We start from the raw sequence: 15,384 nt of genomic DNA on the forward strand, positions 1-15,384 counted from the left end.
CATGAAGACCGACGGAATGACCGAAGAGGAAATCAACGCGCGGCACGCCGAGAAGATGGCCAAGAAAAAGGCGGCACGGGAGAAGATCCTGGCCACCAAGACCATCGAGAAGGGTCTGCTGATGGTCCATACCGGCAAGGGAAAGGGCAAGTCCACGGCAGCCTTCGGCCTGGTGATGCGGGCCATGGGCAACGGCTTCAAGGTGGGGGTCGTCCAGTTCGTGAAGGGCAAGTGGGAGACCGGCGAACGCCAGATCCTGGAGCACTTCCCCGAACAGGTGACCATAAAGACCATGGGCCAGGGCTTCACCTGGGACACCCAGGACCGCCAGCGCGACATTGACGCCGCGCGCTCCGCCTGGGAACAGGCCAAGGAGATGATCCGCGACACCAACTACCGCATGATCCTGTTGGACGAGCTCAACATCGTGCTGCGTTACGACTACCTGCCCATCGACGAGGTGGTGACCTTCCTGCAGGAGGAAAAGCCGAAGGACACCCACGTTCTGATCACCGGCCGCAATGCCAAGGACGAGCTGATCGAGATCGCCGACCTGGTGACCGAGATGACCATGGTGAAGCACCCCTTCCGCGATGGCGTGAAGGCCCAGGCCGGCATCGAGTTCTGAACCAGCCGTGCGGCCGTCTCCATGACAGCCTCCCTGATGTTCCAGGGCACCGGGTCCGATGTGGGCAAGTCGGTGCTGGTGGCGGGGCTCTGCCGCCTGTTTGCGCGTCGGGGCCTGTCCGTGCGGCCCTTCAAGCCCCAGAACATGTCGAACAACGCTGCCGTGACCGCCGACGGTGGAGAGATCGGCCGGGCCCAGGCGCTGCAGGCGCGGGCCTGTGGCGTTGCGCCGGCCATCGACATGAATCCCGTCCTGCTGAAGCCGGAAAGCGATCTGGGAGCACAGGTGATCGTTCAGGGGCGGCGCTGGGCCACTTTGAAGGCGCGGGACTATTCGGCCCGCAAGCCGGATCTGCTGCAGGCGGTCCTGGACAGCTATCACCGGTTGGGCGAGGGGGCTGACCTGGTCCTGGTGGAAGGGGCCGGCAGTCCAGCCGAGGTCAATCTTCGCGCCGGCGATATTGCCAACATGGGCTTTGCCGAGGCCGCCGACTGCCCTGTCATCCTGATCGGAGATATCGACCGCGGCGGCGTGATCGCCAGCCTGGTGGGAACCCATGCCGTCATACGGCCCGAGGAACGGGCACGCATTCGCGGGTTCCTGATCAACAAGTTCCGGGGAGACACCAGCCTGTTCAACGATGGCCTGGACTTGATCGCCCGGCAAACCGGCTGGCCGGCACTTGGGGTGGTGCCTTTCCTGCCTCAGGCCGGGTACCTGCCGGCAGAGGATGCGGTTTCGCTTTCACAAAGCGACCCTGAGGGCGCCACGGATCGGATTCACATCGTGGTCCCGCGCTTTTCGCGCATTGCCAACTTCGACGATTTCGACCCCCTGGCGCAGGAGCCGGACGTCCAGCTGGAATTCATAGAACCGGGACGAGCACTGGCCGGGACGGCCGATCTCGTAATCCTGCCGGGCTCGAAATCCACGCTGGGGGACCTGGCCTTCTTCCGGGAGCAGGGCTGGGATATCGACCTACAGGCGCATCTGCGCCGTGGCGGTTGGGTGCTGGGCATCTGCGGCGGCTACCAGATGCTGGGGCAGCGCCTGCACGATCCGGAAGGACTGGAAAGCCCGGGCGGTACCCATGAGGGGCTGGGCTTCCTGGAGGTCGAGACGACCATGAAGCCAGACAAGACGCTGGTGGAGATGCGCGGCCGTCATCTGGCCAGCGGTTTTCCGGTGCAGGGCTACGAGATGCACTTGGGGCACACGGACGGTCCGGGTATTAAAGCGCCCTTCCTTCAGCTCGATCCCGCACGCGCCGATGGCGCCATTTCCCCGGATGGCCGGGTCATGGGCTGTTACCTCCACGGCCTCTTCCAGGCCGATGCCTTCCGCAATGCCTTCCTGGGCAGCCTGCGCCAGCGCGCGAACTCCGGCCTGGCCTATGAAGTCCAGGTGGATACGGCGCTGGACGTTCTGGCCGATCACCTGGAAACTCATGTCGATGCCGATCGCCTTCTCGAGATCGCGGGCGCAGGGTGATCAGGCGAGCAATGCTCCGGCAGCGATCAGCGCAAGGGCGAGCAGAAGCATGAAAAAGCTGCGCCAGCAGAGGGCAACGGCTCTTTGGATATCTTGTGAGTTGGCGGCCTGTCGCCCCGTGGCGTTCATCCAGGCATCCTCGACCTGCTCGCTGCCATAGCTGCGCGGACCCGCGAGCGCCAGGCCAAGGCTTGCGCCCATGGCAGCTTCCGGCCAGCCCGCGTTGGGGGAGCGATGCTTCGGGGCGTCATGCCACAGGCTGCGAAGGATCCCGTGCCAGCTTGGCGGGGCACTCGCCAGCAGGATCAGGAGCGCGCTGAGCCGCGCTGCCGGCAGGTTGGCCAGGTCGTCCAGGCGCGCCGTTGCCCAGCCGAAGGCAGCGTGGCGTTCATTGCGGTGGCCGATCATGGAATCGGCGGTGTTGAGCAGCTTGTAGGCCAGCAATCCCGGCAGACCTGCCAACAGGTACCAGAAGGCCGGCGCCATGACTCCATCCGAGAAGTTTTCGGCCAGGGATTCGATGGCGGCCCGGCAGACTCCCGCTTCATCGAGTTGCTCGGGATCACGACCGACGATCATCCCCACAGCCTGGCGGGCGCCCGACAGGCCATCGTCGCGAAAGCCCTTGGCAACGCTCAGAACATGCTGGCAAAGGCTGCGCTGGGCCAGGAACACGGCGACCAGGAGCGTTTCGGGAATCCAGCCGAAGGGCAGGATCTTGAAGAGAAATGCCAACGCCATCCCGCAGACAGCGGCCGCGGCTAGCAGCAGCAGGATGACCATGACCCCCAGGCGTCGGCGTGTGCCGAAGGCCGCGTTCGGCAGATTGAACTGGTGGTCGATGTGACCGATCAAACGTCCGATCAGGGTGATCGGGTGAGGCAGGCGACGCCAGAGCCAGTCGGGATCGCCGACCAGGGCATCCAGAACCAGAGCGGCCAAAAGGATCAGGGCCACATCAGCCATGCGGCAGGGCCCGCGTCAGTCGGTCCAGGGCCCCCTCATCGGGCGGCAGGCCAAAGCGAAGCCAGTGGGGTTCCTCGGGAAAGCTGCGCACCAGGATGCCCTGGGCCGCGAGGTCCTCGGCAATTCTGCTTGCCGAATCATGCGCGCTGAGTCGAAAAAGTGACGTGCCGCCCAGGATTTCCAGACCGGCCCTTTGCAGGACCTCGTCCAGGTGCTGGGACTGCCTCTGCAGGGCCTGACGCGTTTCAGCCGACCACTGCAGGTCGGCAAGAGCGGCCCTGCCGATGGCCAGGGCAGGACCGGCCACGGCCCAGGGTCCCAGTGCGACGGTCAGTCTTTCCTGGAGGGCGGGAGCCCCCAGGGCGAAACCGAGCCTGAGCCCGGCGAGACCAAAGAATTTTCCGAAAGAACGCAGGATGCACAGCCCCGGATGGTTGGCCTCCGGGGCAAGACTGCACTCCGGGATCACATCTGCAAAAGCCTCGTCCACGACCAGGAGGCCGTCCCGTTCGGCAAGCCGGTCCGCCCAGTCCATCAGGGTTTCGCGAGGAAGGATGCGTCCATCCGGATTGTTGGGACGGGTTACGATGCGGATGCGGGCCGCCTCGCTGAGAGGGGCCTCTGGAGCGCGGATTGCAACCTTGTGGCCGGCAAGTGCCCAGCAGCGCTGGTGTTCACCATAGGTGAAGCCCGTGATCTCCACATTTGTCGGCTCAAACAGGCGGGGCAGCAACTGGATCAGAAGCTGGGTCCCAGGTGCGGCCGTAAGGCCGGCTTCCGGGGCCAGGTCATAGGCAAGGCGCGCCGCCTGGAGCAATTCATCCTGGGCCTGACGCCCGGGCAGGCGTTGCCAGGCGTCATCTGGCATGGCGGGAATGGGATAGGGCCAGGGATTGATACCTGTGGACAGGTCAAGCCAGCTGTTGCCCGCCTCAGGGTGGCGCTTCCGGGCAGAGTCGAGATCGCCGCCATGGACCAGTTCTGTTGGTGAGTCCGACATGTCGTGTGCCGTCAGGTGCTTTCCTGTCCGTTCGCACCGGCCTCTTGCGTGTCCTCATCACCAGCCTCGTCGCTTTCGGCCTGGCGGAAGGCTTCCGCTTCAGCTTCCTCGGCTTCCTGCTGCTCGGCTTCCTGCAGCACTTCCAGCCATTCGACGCCGGCCACGAAGCCATAGGCTACGGCCACCGCTGCGGTTTCGGAACCGGTTCCGGTGGCATAGACGATCCGGGCATTGGCCGTGCCGGGTTCGGCCTCGATGCACCATTCTGGCTGTTCGCCATCCACCTCGACCAGGCGCAGCCGGAAGGGACGGTCGTTCATCGCGCACCAGAGATTGAATTCCTCGGTCTCGAGGACCGTGGCGGCCTGGGTCAATTCCCGCCTGGGGTCCTTGCGGATGTGTGAGCGAAAGAAGGAAAGCGGTCCAGCAGTCATTGGTTCAGCCTATAGGCACCCACAAGCATTTTCTCGACGCGTCCTTTAGGGGTGAAGAATGGCAGTACCAGACGCTCCCAGCTCTGTTCCTCACCGTCGAACAGGGCCGTGTAGATGCGCGAGGTGGGCAGGCGTTCCTCTTGGACCTGCCTGTATTCGGCCTCCAGCAGGCGCCGCTGCTCCTCGGGCAGGGATTCCAGAGATTGTCCGACCCTGTCGCCATCGAATATCTCGGCATAGTTCGGATTATAATAACCGTATACGAAGCGGCCGTCTGCAGCGATGCGTATGACAACCAAGTGGTCGAGCCAGGGACGCAGGCTGCGCGGATCCAGGTCGGCCGCCATGGGAAAGGTTCCCTCTCCACAGAGTTTCACCCATTCCTTGTAGAGGGATTTCAGTTGTGTGTGGCGCAGGCTAAGGCCGGAATCCGGGTTGGTCATAATCGCCCCCAAGCTATGACCCCCTAGGTGAATCACAAAAACGGGGCAAAGGCCAAGAGACTTTCGCTCATGGCAGTCATTTTACTGCTGCTGAAAGCCGATCGTGGGCAGTACCATGAAGAAGAGTTAACAGTGGCTTTACCACTTGCCGTTAGGTTGAAGGTCTGGCGAGTGTCGTCATCACAGGAGTGGTTTGCTTCTTGTCCAAGCACGCAACAGCTGGGAATGGTCCATGACCAGAAAGATCCCGATCAGCATGCGGCTGAAGGCCTGGTGGCAGGGGTATGACCTGCGCTTGAAGGAGCGCCCTCTCGAGGTGCCTGACGAGGAACCGCCCGCTCACAACATTACCTACGAACGCGCGAAGATGCCCTGGGAAACGGCCCGCATCGAGTTGGCCCAGGCCCTTTGGGGCGCGGGCATGATTTCGCCCGGGGATCCTGAATTCGTTCAGGACATGGTAAAGCCCCTGGGCCTCAACAACGAGATGAGCGTGCTCGATATGGGCGCGGGGCTGGGCGGTTGTGCCCGGGTCATGGCGGAGTCCTTCGGTGCCTGGGTGACGGCGCTGGAGGAGGATGCCGCTCTGGCCGAAGCTGGTGAGGGCCTGTCGGAGGCTGCCGGCATGGGGCGGCGCGCGCCTGTTGCGCAGGCAAACCTGTCAGAGGCGGAATTGAAACAGCGCGGTTACGATGCGATTTTCTCGAAGGACGCCTTCTTTCGCATCATCGACAAGCAGCACCTACTGGATCACATGGTGAAGGCGTTGAAGCCACGCGGGCAGCTATTGTTCACTGACTATGTCGTGGACAGCCCGGAGTCCCTGGACGGCAGTCTGAGCGACTGGCTGGAAAGAGAGCCGATGGCGCCGCATCCCTGGACGGCTGCCGAGTACCAGAAGAATCTGGTTTCCCGGAATATCGAGATCCGCGTCCAGGAGGACATAACCGATCGTTTCGTCCATATGATCCGTTCGGCCTGGGCAGAGTATCTGGATCATACCCATAACCAGCGGCCCGAAGAAGAACTCGCCAAGACCATGATGTCCGAAGCGGAACTCTGGACGGGTCGCGCTTCGGCCATGGAAAGCGGGCACCTTCGCGTCTATCGCTTCCACGGCATCTTTCATGGCGGAAAGCAGGTCCGCAACTGAAGCAAACTGAAATCACTGGCCAGCCGAACGCGCCAGTCCTGCCTCACGCAGCAACTCGACCAATCCATCTGCCGCTGCCCGGCTGATGGCATAGGCCGTTTCGCCCCATTCGCCGTCCAGGCTGCCAGCCGGGATCTGGTTGTCCTGGGTCAGGGTGCCGATTTCCGAGAAGTCGCGCGCGGACAGGAGGGTCCAGACGATCTGGATGCGTTGCATCCCTTCGCGCGGTGCCCCCAGTTCGACATCGACTTCCAGAAGGAAGTCCTGGATTTCCGGCACACGACGCACCGGAACACCAGCATCCCGGAGGACCTGCATCATGGCGATCTCCAGGCTCTCGCGACCGTCGCCTGGTGCTTCCTCGATGGGCAGGACGATGACCTCGCCGCTGCGTTGTTCGTTGCGCTGGGGGGCCGGATCGGCTGGATCTTCACTCGTTGTTACCGCTGTCGTCTGTTCGGGGCGGCTTTCCGGGGGCGTGCCTGATTCATTCGAACTGTTCGCGAGCTCCTCGGGCGCCAGCGCCGGCGGGCGGTAGGTATATCCGAAGCTTTCGCTGATTTCGGTTACAAGTTCGTCGCTCAGCGAAGCCAGGAGTTCGCTGTCCCCGTTTGTCCAGGACCCCGGAGAAATCTGCCTTTCCTGCACCGGCTTGAGCAGCAGTTCGTCATCCATCGAGAAGAGTCGCCAGGAGAGTTGCAGGTTGGTCTGGCTGCTGTCTCCCGGCGCGACCACGCTGTCCGCCAGAAGTCTTGCATATCCGGGGCGAGGCGCCGCCGAGCGGCGCGCCGACAGTCCATTCTCGCGCAGCCCCTCGACGATCATCTGCTCGAAATCGGCCTTGCGCCGATCCGGCAGGCTCTGAGGCCCCTGGACCTGGATCGTGTTGCGTTCTCGTGCCACGCGCAGGTCAAAGGCCTGCTGGTCCGCCTGTTTGAAAGGGCGTGGCAGTTCTCCACAGCCGCCGAGAAGGAGAAGTGCCAGAATGAGAGGTCCGGCGAGGCGCATCACATCATCACGCAGGTTGCCAGCAGTCCCAGTATCATGAAGCAGACAAAGAGAATGAGATGTGGCACGGATCGATGTCCTATTTCACGATCAGTTCAAGTGGCGCCTTCGAAAGGCTTTCTGATTCCGACTCCCCGACCAGGGAAGAGCGCCCCAGCGTCATGGCAAGTCCCTTGTCGCTGTTGAAGATGATGATGTGGACGAAGAAGGCCATGCCGGGTTCGATGAGAACCGGATTGCCGTGATAGAGCATCGGCCAGTCCATCCAGTTGGGCGCAAAGGTGGTGCCCATGGAATAACCGCAGGCATTCATCCGATGTGCACCAAGACCGGCCTGGTCCAGGACACGGGCATGGGCATCGAAGGCAGAGCCAACGGTGTTGCCGGGCGCCAGGGCATCCTCCACGGCCAGGAGTGAATCGCGCGCGGCCTTGAACATCTCCTCCTGCTCGGGCGGGCAGGTGCCAACCGGAACGGTGCGCATCATGGCGGCGTGGTAGTGGCGATAGGTGCCGGCCCACTCGAGCGTCAACTGGTCCTGTGCATCCAGATGCCGGCGACCGCTGTGATAGCGGCAAAGCAGGGCCTGGGGTCCGGAGCCGATAATGAACTCGTTTGCCGGATCATCTCCGCCACCACGGAAGATGCAGGCATGCATGTCTGCCAGGATATCTCCCTCATAGGTACCGGGGCCGGTTCGCTCCAGGGCAGCTTCCCCGGCCGCATCGGCCAGTTCGGCCGCCTTTCGCAGATATTCGATTTCCCTCGGGCTCTTCACGACCCGCAGGTGACTGACCAACCAGGAGGCGTCTTCCAGTTGGCAGAAGCCTTCCAGCGCCGCTTCCAGGCGCTTGCAGTTGTAGCCTGTCAGCCCGTAGGCCTCGTATTCCACCCCCAGGCGGCAGCCTTCAAGCCCCTGCTCACGAAGCAGGCCGCGAAGCTCTTCGGCCGGATTGGTGCCGGGATCATCCACCCAGATGCGTATGTCCTTGACGGTCGAGGTCTGCTGGGCCTGGCGCAGGTCGGGCGCCCGGGTCAGCAGGACCGTGCTGCCGTCAGCCTTCAGCACGAGGCATTGGAAATAGACGTAGCCAAAGGTGTCGCATCCGGTCAGGTAGTACATGGACTCCTGACGGAAGATCAGCAGGCCGTCCAGGCCGTCGCGAGACATGGCGGCGCAGCAGCGCTGGCGCCGCTCCTGCAATTCGAGTTCACTGAAATGTAAGGGCACGCTTTCTCCTCCGCGTTATAAGCCAGGCCTCACTCGGCAAGACAGATGGCTGAAAGGCAGCGTCCGTAGTCCGGCTCTCCGCGATGGGTGGCGCGGCGATAGCTGAAGAAGTGATCCGTTTCGCTGCAGGTGTCCTGGGGCAGGCTGTCCACCTTCTGGACGCCGGCGGCATGGAGTCGTTCCCGGGCAAAGCCCTTGAGGTCGAAATACGGCCGTCCCGTCGAGCCAGTGGTGAAATAGCTGTCATGATCAGGGTCCTGCTGCAGGAAACGGTCGCGAAATTCCGGACCCACTTCGTAGGATTCGACGCTTATGGCAGGACCGGTGGCCGCTGTAATCCGCTCCAACTGGGCCCCCAGCTCCTGCATCGCCGTCAGAGTTGCTTCCAGAATGCCCGTCAGTGCGCCCTTCCAGCCTGCATGTGCAGCCCCGATCACGCCTGCCTGACCATCGGCCAGCAGGACAGGAAGGCAATCGGCCGTCAGGATCCCTATGGCCAGTCCGGGCCGGTCCGTAACCAGAGCATCGGCGCGCTGCGGCCCCTCTGGTCCCCAGGGGCGCGAGACCCGGGCCACCTCCGTCGAGTGATACTGATAACAGGTCAGAAGGCAATCGGAGGATATGCCCAATTGCTCGGCTGCCAGACGCCTGTTCTCGGCCACGGCTTCGGGATTGTCCTGGCTGCCCAGGCCGCAGTTGAGCGATGCGTAGATGCCTTCACTGACACCGCCTTGCCGTGTGAAAAAGCCATGCCTCACTTCGGCCCTCTCGGTCAGGGTGGGGGATGTCAGCTTCATCCAGAGGCCCTTCCCTCAGTGCAGTCAGCTTCGGTAACCGGGAACCCGGCAGGTGTCGGTGCTTGGGCAGCCGTTATGGCCATGACACGGAAGAGTGTACCCATCTGTTCAGACTCTGTCAGGCGTTGCAGCGCGGCTGCGATGGCCGCGCGCTGATCCGGGGTTGCGGATTCGCCCAGCAGGGCGGCGCGGGTCTCGATGCCCAACGCCTTGAGGAATGCGCCCTGGCCCACGGGACCATGTGTTTGTGCGCCCGCCGATTTTGCGGCGTTGCACAAGGCGGCGAAGTCGACATGAGCCGTCAGGTCGGCATCGCCCGGATCCTGGAGAACGGGATGGTATTTGTGCTGCTTCACGGCCTGAAGGGTGTCGCCCGCAGCTGTGTGGTCATGACCGTAATCGATGCAGAGGGCCGCGCCTCCATACTGGGATATATGCTTTGCCATGATGGCAGCATAGCTGCGTGCTGCCGGGCATACTGTCACTACGTCGCCCGGGCTGCATTCGGGAAGATCGTTGCACAGGGAGTCCGGCAGGGCGCCCGACAGGCCGAATGCAAGGTTCTGTCCGTCATCCGACAGGCCCACAAGGCGTTCATGCCATCCGGTTTCGCTGCGCTGGTATTGATGAACCGGCAAGGCATCGAAGAATTCGTTGGCCAGAAAGAACGTCGGGCGCTGAGGCAGGTTCTCGAGATCCTCGTGCCAGGTTGGCTCCGTCCTGCCGGCCAGGTTTTCCTGCTGCAGGCGGCGCAAGGCCGGGCTTGTCTCGACCAGGTGCACCTCCAGGGTCTGCTCGAATCCGGGCAGGGTTCGGGCGGCGCGCAGGATGTCGGACATAAGGGTGCCGCGCCCCGGCCCCAATTCCACCAGGGCGCAGGAGGGGGGGCTTCCCTGAGCCTGCCAGGTGTCGGCACACCACAATCCGATGAGTTCGCCGAACATCTGGCTTATCTCGGGCGCCGTGATGAAATCGCCGGCACGGCCGAAGGGGTCCTGCGTCTGATAGTAGCCGTGCTGTGGATGGGACAAAGCTTCGCTCATGTAGTCGGCCACCGTGATCGGGCCTTGCGAGCGTATGCGCCGGACGAGGCTGTCCAGGAGCGCTTTGCTCATGAGGCGTGATTCCCTGCACAGTTGCGTCGTGCCCAGAATACCAGGGCCAGTCCGGCCAGCAGCATGGGAAGGGAAAGCAACTGTCCCATGGTGAGCCCCCCTGTCAGGTAACCCAGGTGTGCATCAGGGGCCCGGAAGAACTCTCCGATAAAGCGGGCCAGGCCATAGCCGGCAAGGAAGGTACCGGAGAGCAGCCCTCGGCATTTGAGGGCGCCAAAGCGCATCAGGACGAACAGCAGGATGAACAGCAGCAGGCCCTCCAGGCCGGCCTGGTAAAGCTGGCTTGGATGCCGTGGCTCAGGCCCTCCACCCGGAAAAGCCATGGCCCAGGGGACATCGCTTGCGCGGCCGAAGAGTTCGCCGTTAATGAAATTCGCGATGCGTCCGAGAAATAGTCCTATGGGCGCTGCGCAAGCGACGATGTCGGTCAGGGACATGAAGGCGACGCCACGTTTGCGCTCGAACAGGAGTATGGCGACGATCACGCCAAGCAAGCCGCCGTGAAAGGCCATTCCGCCTTGCCAGAGGTAGAGGATTTCCTGTGGATTGTGGGCATAATAGCCCGGCTGGTAGAAGAGTACATATCCCAGCCGTCCGCCCAGGATCACGCCCAGGGTGGCCCAGAGAAGGAAGTCATCGATGGCTTCGCGTGTCAGGCCGCAAGGGGAGACGGTGACCAGATAGCGACAATAGAACCAGGCACCGAGCAGGCCGACGATGTAGGAAAGCGCGTACCAGCGGATGGCAAGCGGGCCGATCTCCAGGGCCACGGGGTCGAATTGCGGAAAGGTAAGGGCGCCCCAGAGCAGAAGATCTTGCATTTCGGTCCATTGATCCTTGTTCAGAATATGCCTGCGCCTTTTGTTATAGGCGGCGCCATGACCCAAGAAAAGGGCAGTGGCAAGATCGCGGTCCTGCGTTACCCTGAGCCTTGTCACGGGAGCAATAAGGAGTGCGGTTGATGCAATCCCAGAATCGTCTGTTCGATGACCTGGCACGGGTATTTGGGGGCGCCGCCGGTGTCGCCAGTGATGTTCGCGCTGAGGCCGAAGGGCGGCTGCGTGCTCACCTGGAAAAGATGCTGGCCGGCATGGATCTGGTGACGCGCGAGGAATATGAAGTCGTCGAGGCCATGGCGGCAAAGGCCCGCGCGGAACAGGAAAACCTGGCCGAGCGTGTATCTGCCTTGGAGGCACGACTGGCTGAACTCGAGAAGCCGGCCGCTGCCAGCAAGGGGCGCAAGAAGGCGACCACCGGCACAGCATCAGGAAAGAGCAGCTCAGCCGCGTCCGGCGCTTCCGCGTCCAGGAGCCGCAGCAAGACCGGCACGAAGAAAGATACAAGCTGAGCGTTATCCTGTGTTGCGTCGCTTCAGGGAATTTGGCACGCTACATTTGGTGGGGTGATCCCTCGGGTTGACGATATCTAGGGCTAACCCCGGGCAAGGCCCTGAATCAGCTGATCGCTTCCGGATCAGCGTCTGGGCGCAAAGTGGAGGCCCTCCATGAGTCTGCTTGTCGAACCTTCCCGAATCTCCGCCAATCCACTCGATCTCTTCGAGGAACTGGTTGCCGCCAATGACTGGGTCCATGACCGGTCCAGCGACTCGGAACTGATCGTCCAGGTGGCCGGCCAGTGGTGCGACTACAATGTTTGCGCGCTCTGGCAGGCAGATGTCGGAGCGATGTATCTCTCGTGCCATGTCGAGGCGCGGGTGGCCGCGACCCGGCGCAGTGCCGTATTCGAACTGCTGGCCGCTGCCAACGAGCGTCTCTGGTTGGGGCATTTCGATTATGCGCCTGACGACGGCGCAATCCTGTTCCGCCATACCATTCCCTTGCGGGGCACAAGTGGCATATCGGTGGAGCAGCTTGAAGACCTGCTCGACACGGCCCTGCTTGAATGCGAACGTCTCTATCCCGCGCTGCAGATAATGGTGTGGGGCGGCCGCCCAGTCGATGAAGCCCTGACGGCCGCCATGATGGACACGGTTGGAGAGGCATAAGACAAGATGAAGGTTACGGGTCCGCTGCTGCTTATCGGCTGTGGCAAGATGGGAGGTGCGCTGCTGTCAGGTTGGCTGGAGCGTGGTGTCGACGCGAAGGATGTCTACATTCTTGATCCCAATCCTGCCGCGCTTGAGCCATTCGGCTCTGCCCCCCTCAATCACGTAGAGGCATTTGCCGACTTGCCGGGGGATTTCCGGCCGGCGCTGGTCATGCTGGCGGTCAAGCCGCAGCAGATGGACGAGGCCCTGCCACAACTGCGCAGCTTCGTGACTCCTGAGACGGTGTTTCTCTCAATCGCTGCCGGCAAGACCCTGGACTATTTCAAGGGCCAATTAGGCGATGAGGCAGCCATCGTGCGGGCCATGCCCAATACGCCGGCGGCTGTCGGACGCGGGGTCAGTGTTATGGTCGCGAACGCAGCCGTAAGTGAGCCGCAGCGCCAGTTCTGCCAGGAACTCATGTCGGCTGTCGGACTGGCCGACTGGGTGGAGGACGAAGACCAGATGAATGCCGTGACCGCTGTTTCGGGGGGCGGACCGGCCTATGTTTTCTACATGATCGAATGCCTGGCCAAGGCCGGAGAAGAAGCCGGTCTGCTCAAGGAAGTCGCCGAGCGTATTGCCCGCGCCACAGTGACGGGCGCAGGCGAGCTTGTTCACCAGTCCTCGGAGGCCCCGGCGCAGCTGCGCAAGAATGTCAGCAGTCCCGGCGGGACGACCGTGGAGGCGCTGGCCGTGCTGATGGCCGAGGATGGGCTGGAGCCGCTGATGGTCAAGGCCATTGCCGAAGCGACGCGACGCAGCCGCGAGCTTGCGTCCTGATGTCCACGCTGACGGGGGCAGCGGCCCGTGTTCAACAAGCCTTGGCGGGCCAGGGACTGGACTGTGACATACGCAGCTTTCCCGAAGGCACACGCACAGCGCAGGACGCAGCGGCTGCAATCGGCTGCAGTGTGGACCAGATTGCCAAGTCCCTGATCTTTCGATTGCCCGAGAGCGATGAGGCACTGTTGGTCGTGGCCAGTGGAGTCAATCGTGTCGACGAGGGAAAGTTGGAGCGGTTGCTCGGGCAGGCGGTGGCAAAGGCCGATGCCGCTTTCGTGCGCGAGAGGACCGGCTACGCCATTGGAGGGGTGCCACCGGTAGGGCATAGCCAACCACCAAGGATTCTTCTGGACCGGGACCTGAAGAATCACACGGAGATCTGGGCCGCGGCCGGCACGCCGAACGCGGTTTTTCGCCTTTCGCCCGATGTATTGGCAAAGCTGACTGAAGCGGATTACAGCGACATTCGGCGCGACTGACTTGGATTCCGGCCTTGTGGCGCCTACCTGTTAGGGAGAACAAGGAGGCGTGACGCTATGGCGACCCGCAAACAGGATTCCAATCGAAAGATCATCGATGCCACCCTCAAGCTGGCGGCACAGCGTGACTGGCTTGACATAAGCCTCTCCGAGATTGCGAGTGAAGCGGGCGTGACGCTGGCAGCGATCCATGAACGTTTCAGCAACAAGCAGGCCATCATTTCGGCTTATGTGCGCGAGGTGGATGCAGCGGTCCTGGCCGACAGTGATGCCGTCGATATGGAAGGCTCTGCCAGGGATCGGCTTTTCGATGTGATGATGCGCCGGTTTGACGAGTTGTCCCGGCACAAGGCAGCAATCGGCAATATTCTTGATTCCTATCGCTGTCAGCCGGTAAGCGCACTCTGTGCCTTGCCCGGGATGGGACGATCCATGGCCTGGATGCTGGAAGCGGCCGGATTGTCAGCCGGTGGCTGGCGCGGTGTGGTGCGTGTGAAGGGGCTTTCGGCAATCTACCTTTCAGTCCTGAGAGTCTGGCTGAAAGACGAAAGCGAGGACATGGCCAAGACCATGGCAGCACTGGATCGCACGCTGGCGCGTGCGGACAGTATCCTGGGGCGTTTGCGAACGCGACGGCGGACCCGAAGCGCAGAGGAACAGGCTGCCGGCAAGGACGGCAGCGTTGGCGTCCCTGGTTGACAGTTATGTTGCAGTGCACAATATTTACTATTGTGCAGCGCAGCATAAACAGATAGTGTCTGCAGCAGAACGTCACCCACGGCTTGAGGAGAACGATCATGGCCAAGTCAGACAAGACCTATAGCAATCCCTTTCTGGATACCGATTTCCAGAAGATGATGGATTTTTCCCGCATGGCCGAGAACTGGCAGGTTCCCGGGTTTGACCCCCAGCAGGTTCTGGAAGCCCAGCGCAAGAACATCGAGGCCATCACGAACGCCAATCGCGTGGCTTACGAAGGCGCCCAGGCCATGGCCCAGCGTCAGGCCGAGATCTTCCAGACCACCATGGAGGAAGCCAGCAAGGTCATGAACGACATGGCGGCTTCAGGTGCACCCGAGGAGCGCATGGCAAAGCAGGCCGAACTCTGCCGCCAGGCCTTCGAGAAGGCCATCGCCAACATGCGTGAGCTGGCCGAGATGGGTGCCAAGTCCAACAGCGAAGCTCAGGACCTGATCAACCAGCGCGTTTCGGAAAGCATCGAGGAAGTGCGTGGCACGATCCAGAAGATGTCCGAAGAGGCCAAGACCCAGCGCGGCGAACAGAAGAAGTAAAGGCCAGCCCCTGTCTGCCCCGGGCGCCTTTATAGCCAGGGTCAGGCCTGCTAGGTTTCAGCCGATTCAGGTCAGTGGTGTATGGAAAACCCGGGTGCGCTCAAAGTGCCCGGGACCATACCGGCCTGTTCTTCGGTAAACTGGCAGGGGCCCGACAGATGGCAGACAAAAAAGCAGAAGACATCTCTTTCGACGACTTTCTGAAAGTCGACATACGCGCTGGCACGGTGGTGCGTTGCGAACCCTATCCCGAGGCACGTCGTCCCGCCTACAAGCTCTGGGTGGATTTTGGCCCTGAGGTGGGCGAGAAGAAGACGTCCGCACAGATCACCGAGCATTACACCCCCGAACAGCTGGTGGGGCGCCAGGTGACGGGAGTGGTGAATTTCCCGCCCAAGCAGATCGGCAAGTTTGTCTCAGAAGTCCTGGTTCTGGGCTTCGCCGACGAAGATGGGGCTGTTGTCCTGTCTGAACCCAACAAGAAGGTTCCCAACGGTTCACGCATGCATTGAAC

19 protein-coding genes are annotated in these 15,384 nt (G+C 62.2%); 10 read left to right on the forward strand and 9 right to left on the reverse strand.

Annotation, left to right across the window (positions count from 1 at the left end; all coding sequences use genetic code 11):
• Nucleotide 1: 1 nt before the first annotated feature.
• Nucleotides 2-628: a cob(I)yrinic acid a,c-diamide adenosyltransferase gene (cobO, locus tag BP38_RS0113365; RefSeq protein ID WP_035725284.1), complete on the forward strand. Its 627-nt coding sequence runs from the start codon at nucleotides 2-4 to the stop codon at nucleotides 626-628.
• A 21-nt stretch (nucleotides 629-649) separates the two neighbouring features.
• Nucleotides 650-2,119 carry a cobyric acid synthase gene (locus BP38_RS0113370; RefSeq protein WP_026988139.1) on the forward strand — a complete coding sequence of 490 codons (1,470 nt, stop codon included), beginning with the start codon at nucleotides 650-652 and terminating at the stop codon, nucleotides 2,117-2,119.
• On the opposite strand, the gene cbiB is transcribed toward BP38_RS0113370, so the two are convergent.
• Genes cbiB through BP38_RS0113390 form a run of 4 tightly spaced genes read right to left on the reverse strand, consistent with a single transcriptional unit; the run spans nucleotide 2,120 to nucleotide 4,962 of the window.
• On the reverse strand, nucleotides 2,120-3,085 hold the full coding sequence (gene cbiB, locus BP38_RS0113375; RefSeq protein ID WP_026988140.1) for an adenosylcobinamide-phosphate synthase CbiB: 966 nt from the start codon (nucleotides 3,083-3,085) through the stop codon (nucleotides 2,120-2,122).
• Complete coding sequence (gene cobD / locus BP38_RS0113380; protein WP_211250322.1) at nucleotides 3,078-4,085, reverse strand: threonine-phosphate decarboxylase CobD; 1,008 nt, start codon at nucleotides 4,083-4,085, stop codon at nucleotides 3,078-3,080. The genes cbiB and cobD overlap by 8 nt, the downstream gene beginning before the upstream one ends.
• Before the next feature lie 11 nt (nucleotides 4,086-4,096).
• The gene (locus BP38_RS0113385; RefSeq protein WP_026988142.1) at nucleotides 4,097-4,519 is read right to left on the reverse strand and encodes a hypothetical protein; all 423 of its coding nucleotides are present in this window, start codon (nucleotides 4,517-4,519) and stop codon (nucleotides 4,097-4,099) included.
• On the reverse strand, nucleotides 4,516-4,962 hold the full coding sequence (locus tag BP38_RS0113390; protein ID WP_026988143.1) for a PAS domain-containing protein: 447 nt from the start codon (nucleotides 4,960-4,962) through the stop codon (nucleotides 4,516-4,518). The genes BP38_RS0113385 and BP38_RS0113390 overlap by 4 nt, the downstream gene beginning before the upstream one ends.
• Before the next feature lie 232 nt (nucleotides 4,963-5,194).
• Between BP38_RS0113390 and BP38_RS20680 the strand changes: the two genes are divergently transcribed.
• Nucleotides 5,195-6,115, forward strand: coding sequence for a methyltransferase domain-containing protein (locus BP38_RS20680; protein ID WP_155992437.1), 921 nt, complete (start codon nucleotides 5,195-5,197; stop codon nucleotides 6,113-6,115).
• A gap of 12 nt (nucleotides 6,116-6,127) precedes the next feature.
• On the opposite strand, the gene BP38_RS0113400 is transcribed toward BP38_RS20680, so the two are convergent.
• From BP38_RS0113400 to lgt, 5 genes are all read right to left on the reverse strand, one after another.
• Nucleotides 6,128-7,123, reverse strand: coding sequence for a hypothetical protein (locus BP38_RS0113400; protein ID WP_026988144.1), 996 nt, complete (start codon nucleotides 7,121-7,123; stop codon nucleotides 6,128-6,130).
• A 79-nt stretch (nucleotides 7,124-7,202) separates the two neighbouring features.
• Entirely contained in the window at nucleotides 7,203-8,354 is a 1,152-nt protein-coding gene (locus BP38_RS0113405) for a M24 family metallopeptidase (protein ID WP_026988145.1), read from the reverse strand.
• A gap of 29 nt (nucleotides 8,355-8,383) precedes the next feature.
• Entirely contained in the window at nucleotides 8,384-9,151 is a 768-nt protein-coding gene (gene pgeF, locus BP38_RS0113410) for a peptidoglycan editing factor PgeF (protein ID WP_026988146.1), read from the reverse strand.
• The gene (locus tag BP38_RS20685) at nucleotides 9,148-10,266 is read right to left on the reverse strand and encodes a class I SAM-dependent methyltransferase (RefSeq protein ID WP_051609360.1); all 1,119 of its coding nucleotides are present in this window, start codon (nucleotides 10,264-10,266) and stop codon (nucleotides 9,148-9,150) included. The genes pgeF and BP38_RS20685 overlap by 4 nt, the downstream gene beginning before the upstream one ends.
• Nucleotides 10,263-11,087 carry a prolipoprotein diacylglyceryl transferase gene (gene lgt, locus BP38_RS0113420; protein WP_026988147.1) on the reverse strand — a complete coding sequence of 275 codons (825 nt, stop codon included), beginning with the start codon at nucleotides 11,085-11,087 and terminating at the stop codon, nucleotides 10,263-10,265. The genes BP38_RS20685 and lgt overlap by 4 nt, the downstream gene beginning before the upstream one ends.
• A gap of 140 nt (nucleotides 11,088-11,227) precedes the next feature.
• On the opposite strand from lgt, the gene BP38_RS20690 reads away from it, so the two are divergent.
• The 7 genes from BP38_RS20690 (at nucleotide 11,228) to BP38_RS0113455 (ending at nucleotide 15,382) form a co-directional block, all read left to right on the forward strand.
• Nucleotides 11,228-11,614: an accessory factor UbiK family protein gene (locus tag BP38_RS20690; protein ID WP_081816669.1), complete on the forward strand. Its 387-nt coding sequence runs from the start codon at nucleotides 11,228-11,230 to the stop codon at nucleotides 11,612-11,614.
• A gap of 156 nt (nucleotides 11,615-11,770) precedes the next feature.
• A complete protein-coding gene (locus BP38_RS0113430; protein WP_026988148.1) occupies nucleotides 11,771-12,271 on the forward strand; it encodes a type III secretion system chaperone family protein in 501 nt (166 codons plus the stop codon).
• 6 nt (nucleotides 12,272-12,277) lie between these two features.
• Nucleotides 12,278-13,096 carry a pyrroline-5-carboxylate reductase gene (proC, locus tag BP38_RS0113435; RefSeq protein WP_026988149.1) on the forward strand — a complete coding sequence of 273 codons (819 nt, stop codon included), beginning with the start codon at nucleotides 12,278-12,280 and terminating at the stop codon, nucleotides 13,094-13,096.
• On the forward strand, nucleotides 13,096-13,578 hold the full coding sequence (locus tag BP38_RS0113440; RefSeq protein WP_026988150.1) for a YbaK/EbsC family protein: 483 nt from the start codon (nucleotides 13,096-13,098) through the stop codon (nucleotides 13,576-13,578). Before proC ends, BP38_RS0113440 begins: the two co-directional genes overlap by 1 nt.
• Before the next feature lie 57 nt (nucleotides 13,579-13,635).
• Nucleotides 13,636-14,277 (forward strand): TetR family transcriptional regulator, encoded by a 642-nt coding sequence (locus BP38_RS20695; protein ID WP_035725286.1) that lies wholly within the window; start codon nucleotides 13,636-13,638, stop codon nucleotides 14,275-14,277.
• A 98-nt stretch (nucleotides 14,278-14,375) separates the two neighbouring features.
• Nucleotides 14,376-14,870, forward strand: a complete 495-nt coding sequence (locus tag BP38_RS20700) for a phasin family protein (protein ID WP_035725289.1) — start codon at nucleotides 14,376-14,378, stop codon at nucleotides 14,868-14,870.
• 158 nt (nucleotides 14,871-15,028) lie between these two features.
• Nucleotides 15,029-15,382 carry a tRNA-binding protein gene (locus BP38_RS0113455; protein WP_026988151.1) on the forward strand — a complete coding sequence of 118 codons (354 nt, stop codon included), beginning with the start codon at nucleotides 15,029-15,031 and terminating at the stop codon, nucleotides 15,380-15,382.
• The last annotated feature ends 2 nt before the right edge of the window (nucleotides 15,383-15,384 follow it).

This window comes from Fodinicurvata fenggangensis DSM 21160, assembly GCF_000686045.1.
Classification (GTDB): Bacteria; Pseudomonadota; Alphaproteobacteria; order Kiloniellales; family DSM-21159; genus Fodinicurvata; species Fodinicurvata fenggangensis.

Excerpts from the sequence above, each read along its gene's own strand:
- BP38_RS20680 (WP_155992437.1), top strand. The coding sequence starts at position 5,195 with ATGACCAGAAAGATCCCGATCAGCATGCGGCTGAAGGCCTGGTGGCAG.
- cobD (WP_211250322.1), bottom strand. The coding sequence starts at position 4,085 with ATGTCGGACTCACCAACAGAACTGGTCCATGGCGGCGATCTCGACTCT.
- BP38_RS20685 (WP_051609360.1), bottom strand. The coding sequence starts at position 10,266 with ATGAGCAAAGCGCTCCTGGACAGCCTCGTCCGGCGCATACGCTCGCAA.
- BP38_RS0113390 (WP_026988143.1), bottom strand. The coding sequence starts at position 4,962 with ATGACCAACCCGGATTCCGGCCTTAGCCTGCGCCACACACAACTGAAA.
- BP38_RS20690 (WP_081816669.1), top strand. The coding sequence starts at position 11,228 with ATGCAATCCCAGAATCGTCTGTTCGATGACCTGGCACGGGTATTTGGG.
- BP38_RS0113455 (WP_026988151.1), top strand. The coding sequence starts at position 15,029 with ATGGCAGACAAAAAAGCAGAAGACATCTCTTTCGACGACTTTCTGAAA.
- proC (WP_026988149.1), top strand. The coding sequence starts at position 12,278 with ATGAAGGTTACGGGTCCGCTGCTGCTTATCGGCTGTGGCAAGATGGGA.
- BP38_RS20700 (WP_035725289.1), top strand. The coding sequence starts at position 14,376 with ATGGCCAAGTCAGACAAGACCTATAGCAATCCCTTTCTGGATACCGAT.
- BP38_RS0113400 (WP_026988144.1), bottom strand. The coding sequence starts at position 7,123 with ATGCGCCTCGCCGGACCTCTCATTCTGGCACTTCTCCTTCTCGGCGGC.
- pgeF (WP_026988146.1), bottom strand. The coding sequence starts at position 9,151 with ATGAAGCTGACATCCCCCACCCTGACCGAGAGGGCCGAAGTGAGGCAT.
- BP38_RS0113385 (WP_026988142.1), bottom strand. The coding sequence starts at position 4,519 with ATGACTGCTGGACCGCTTTCCTTCTTTCGCTCACACATCCGCAAGGAC.
- cbiB (WP_026988140.1), bottom strand. The coding sequence starts at position 3,085 with ATGGCTGATGTGGCCCTGATCCTTTTGGCCGCTCTGGTTCTGGATGCC.
- BP38_RS20695 (WP_035725286.1), top strand. The coding sequence starts at position 13,636 with ATGGCGACCCGCAAACAGGATTCCAATCGAAAGATCATCGATGCCACC.
- cobO (WP_035725284.1), top strand. The coding sequence starts at position 2 with ATGAAGACCGACGGAATGACCGAAGAGGAAATCAACGCGCGGCACGCC.
- BP38_RS0113370 (WP_026988139.1), top strand. The coding sequence starts at position 650 with ATGACAGCCTCCCTGATGTTCCAGGGCACCGGGTCCGATGTGGGCAAG.
- lgt (WP_026988147.1), bottom strand. The coding sequence starts at position 11,087 with ATGCAAGATCTTCTGCTCTGGGGCGCCCTTACCTTTCCGCAATTCGAC.
- BP38_RS0113430 (WP_026988148.1), top strand. The coding sequence starts at position 11,771 with ATGAGTCTGCTTGTCGAACCTTCCCGAATCTCCGCCAATCCACTCGAT.
- BP38_RS0113440 (WP_026988150.1), top strand. The coding sequence starts at position 13,096 with ATGTCCACGCTGACGGGGGCAGCGGCCCGTGTTCAACAAGCCTTGGCG.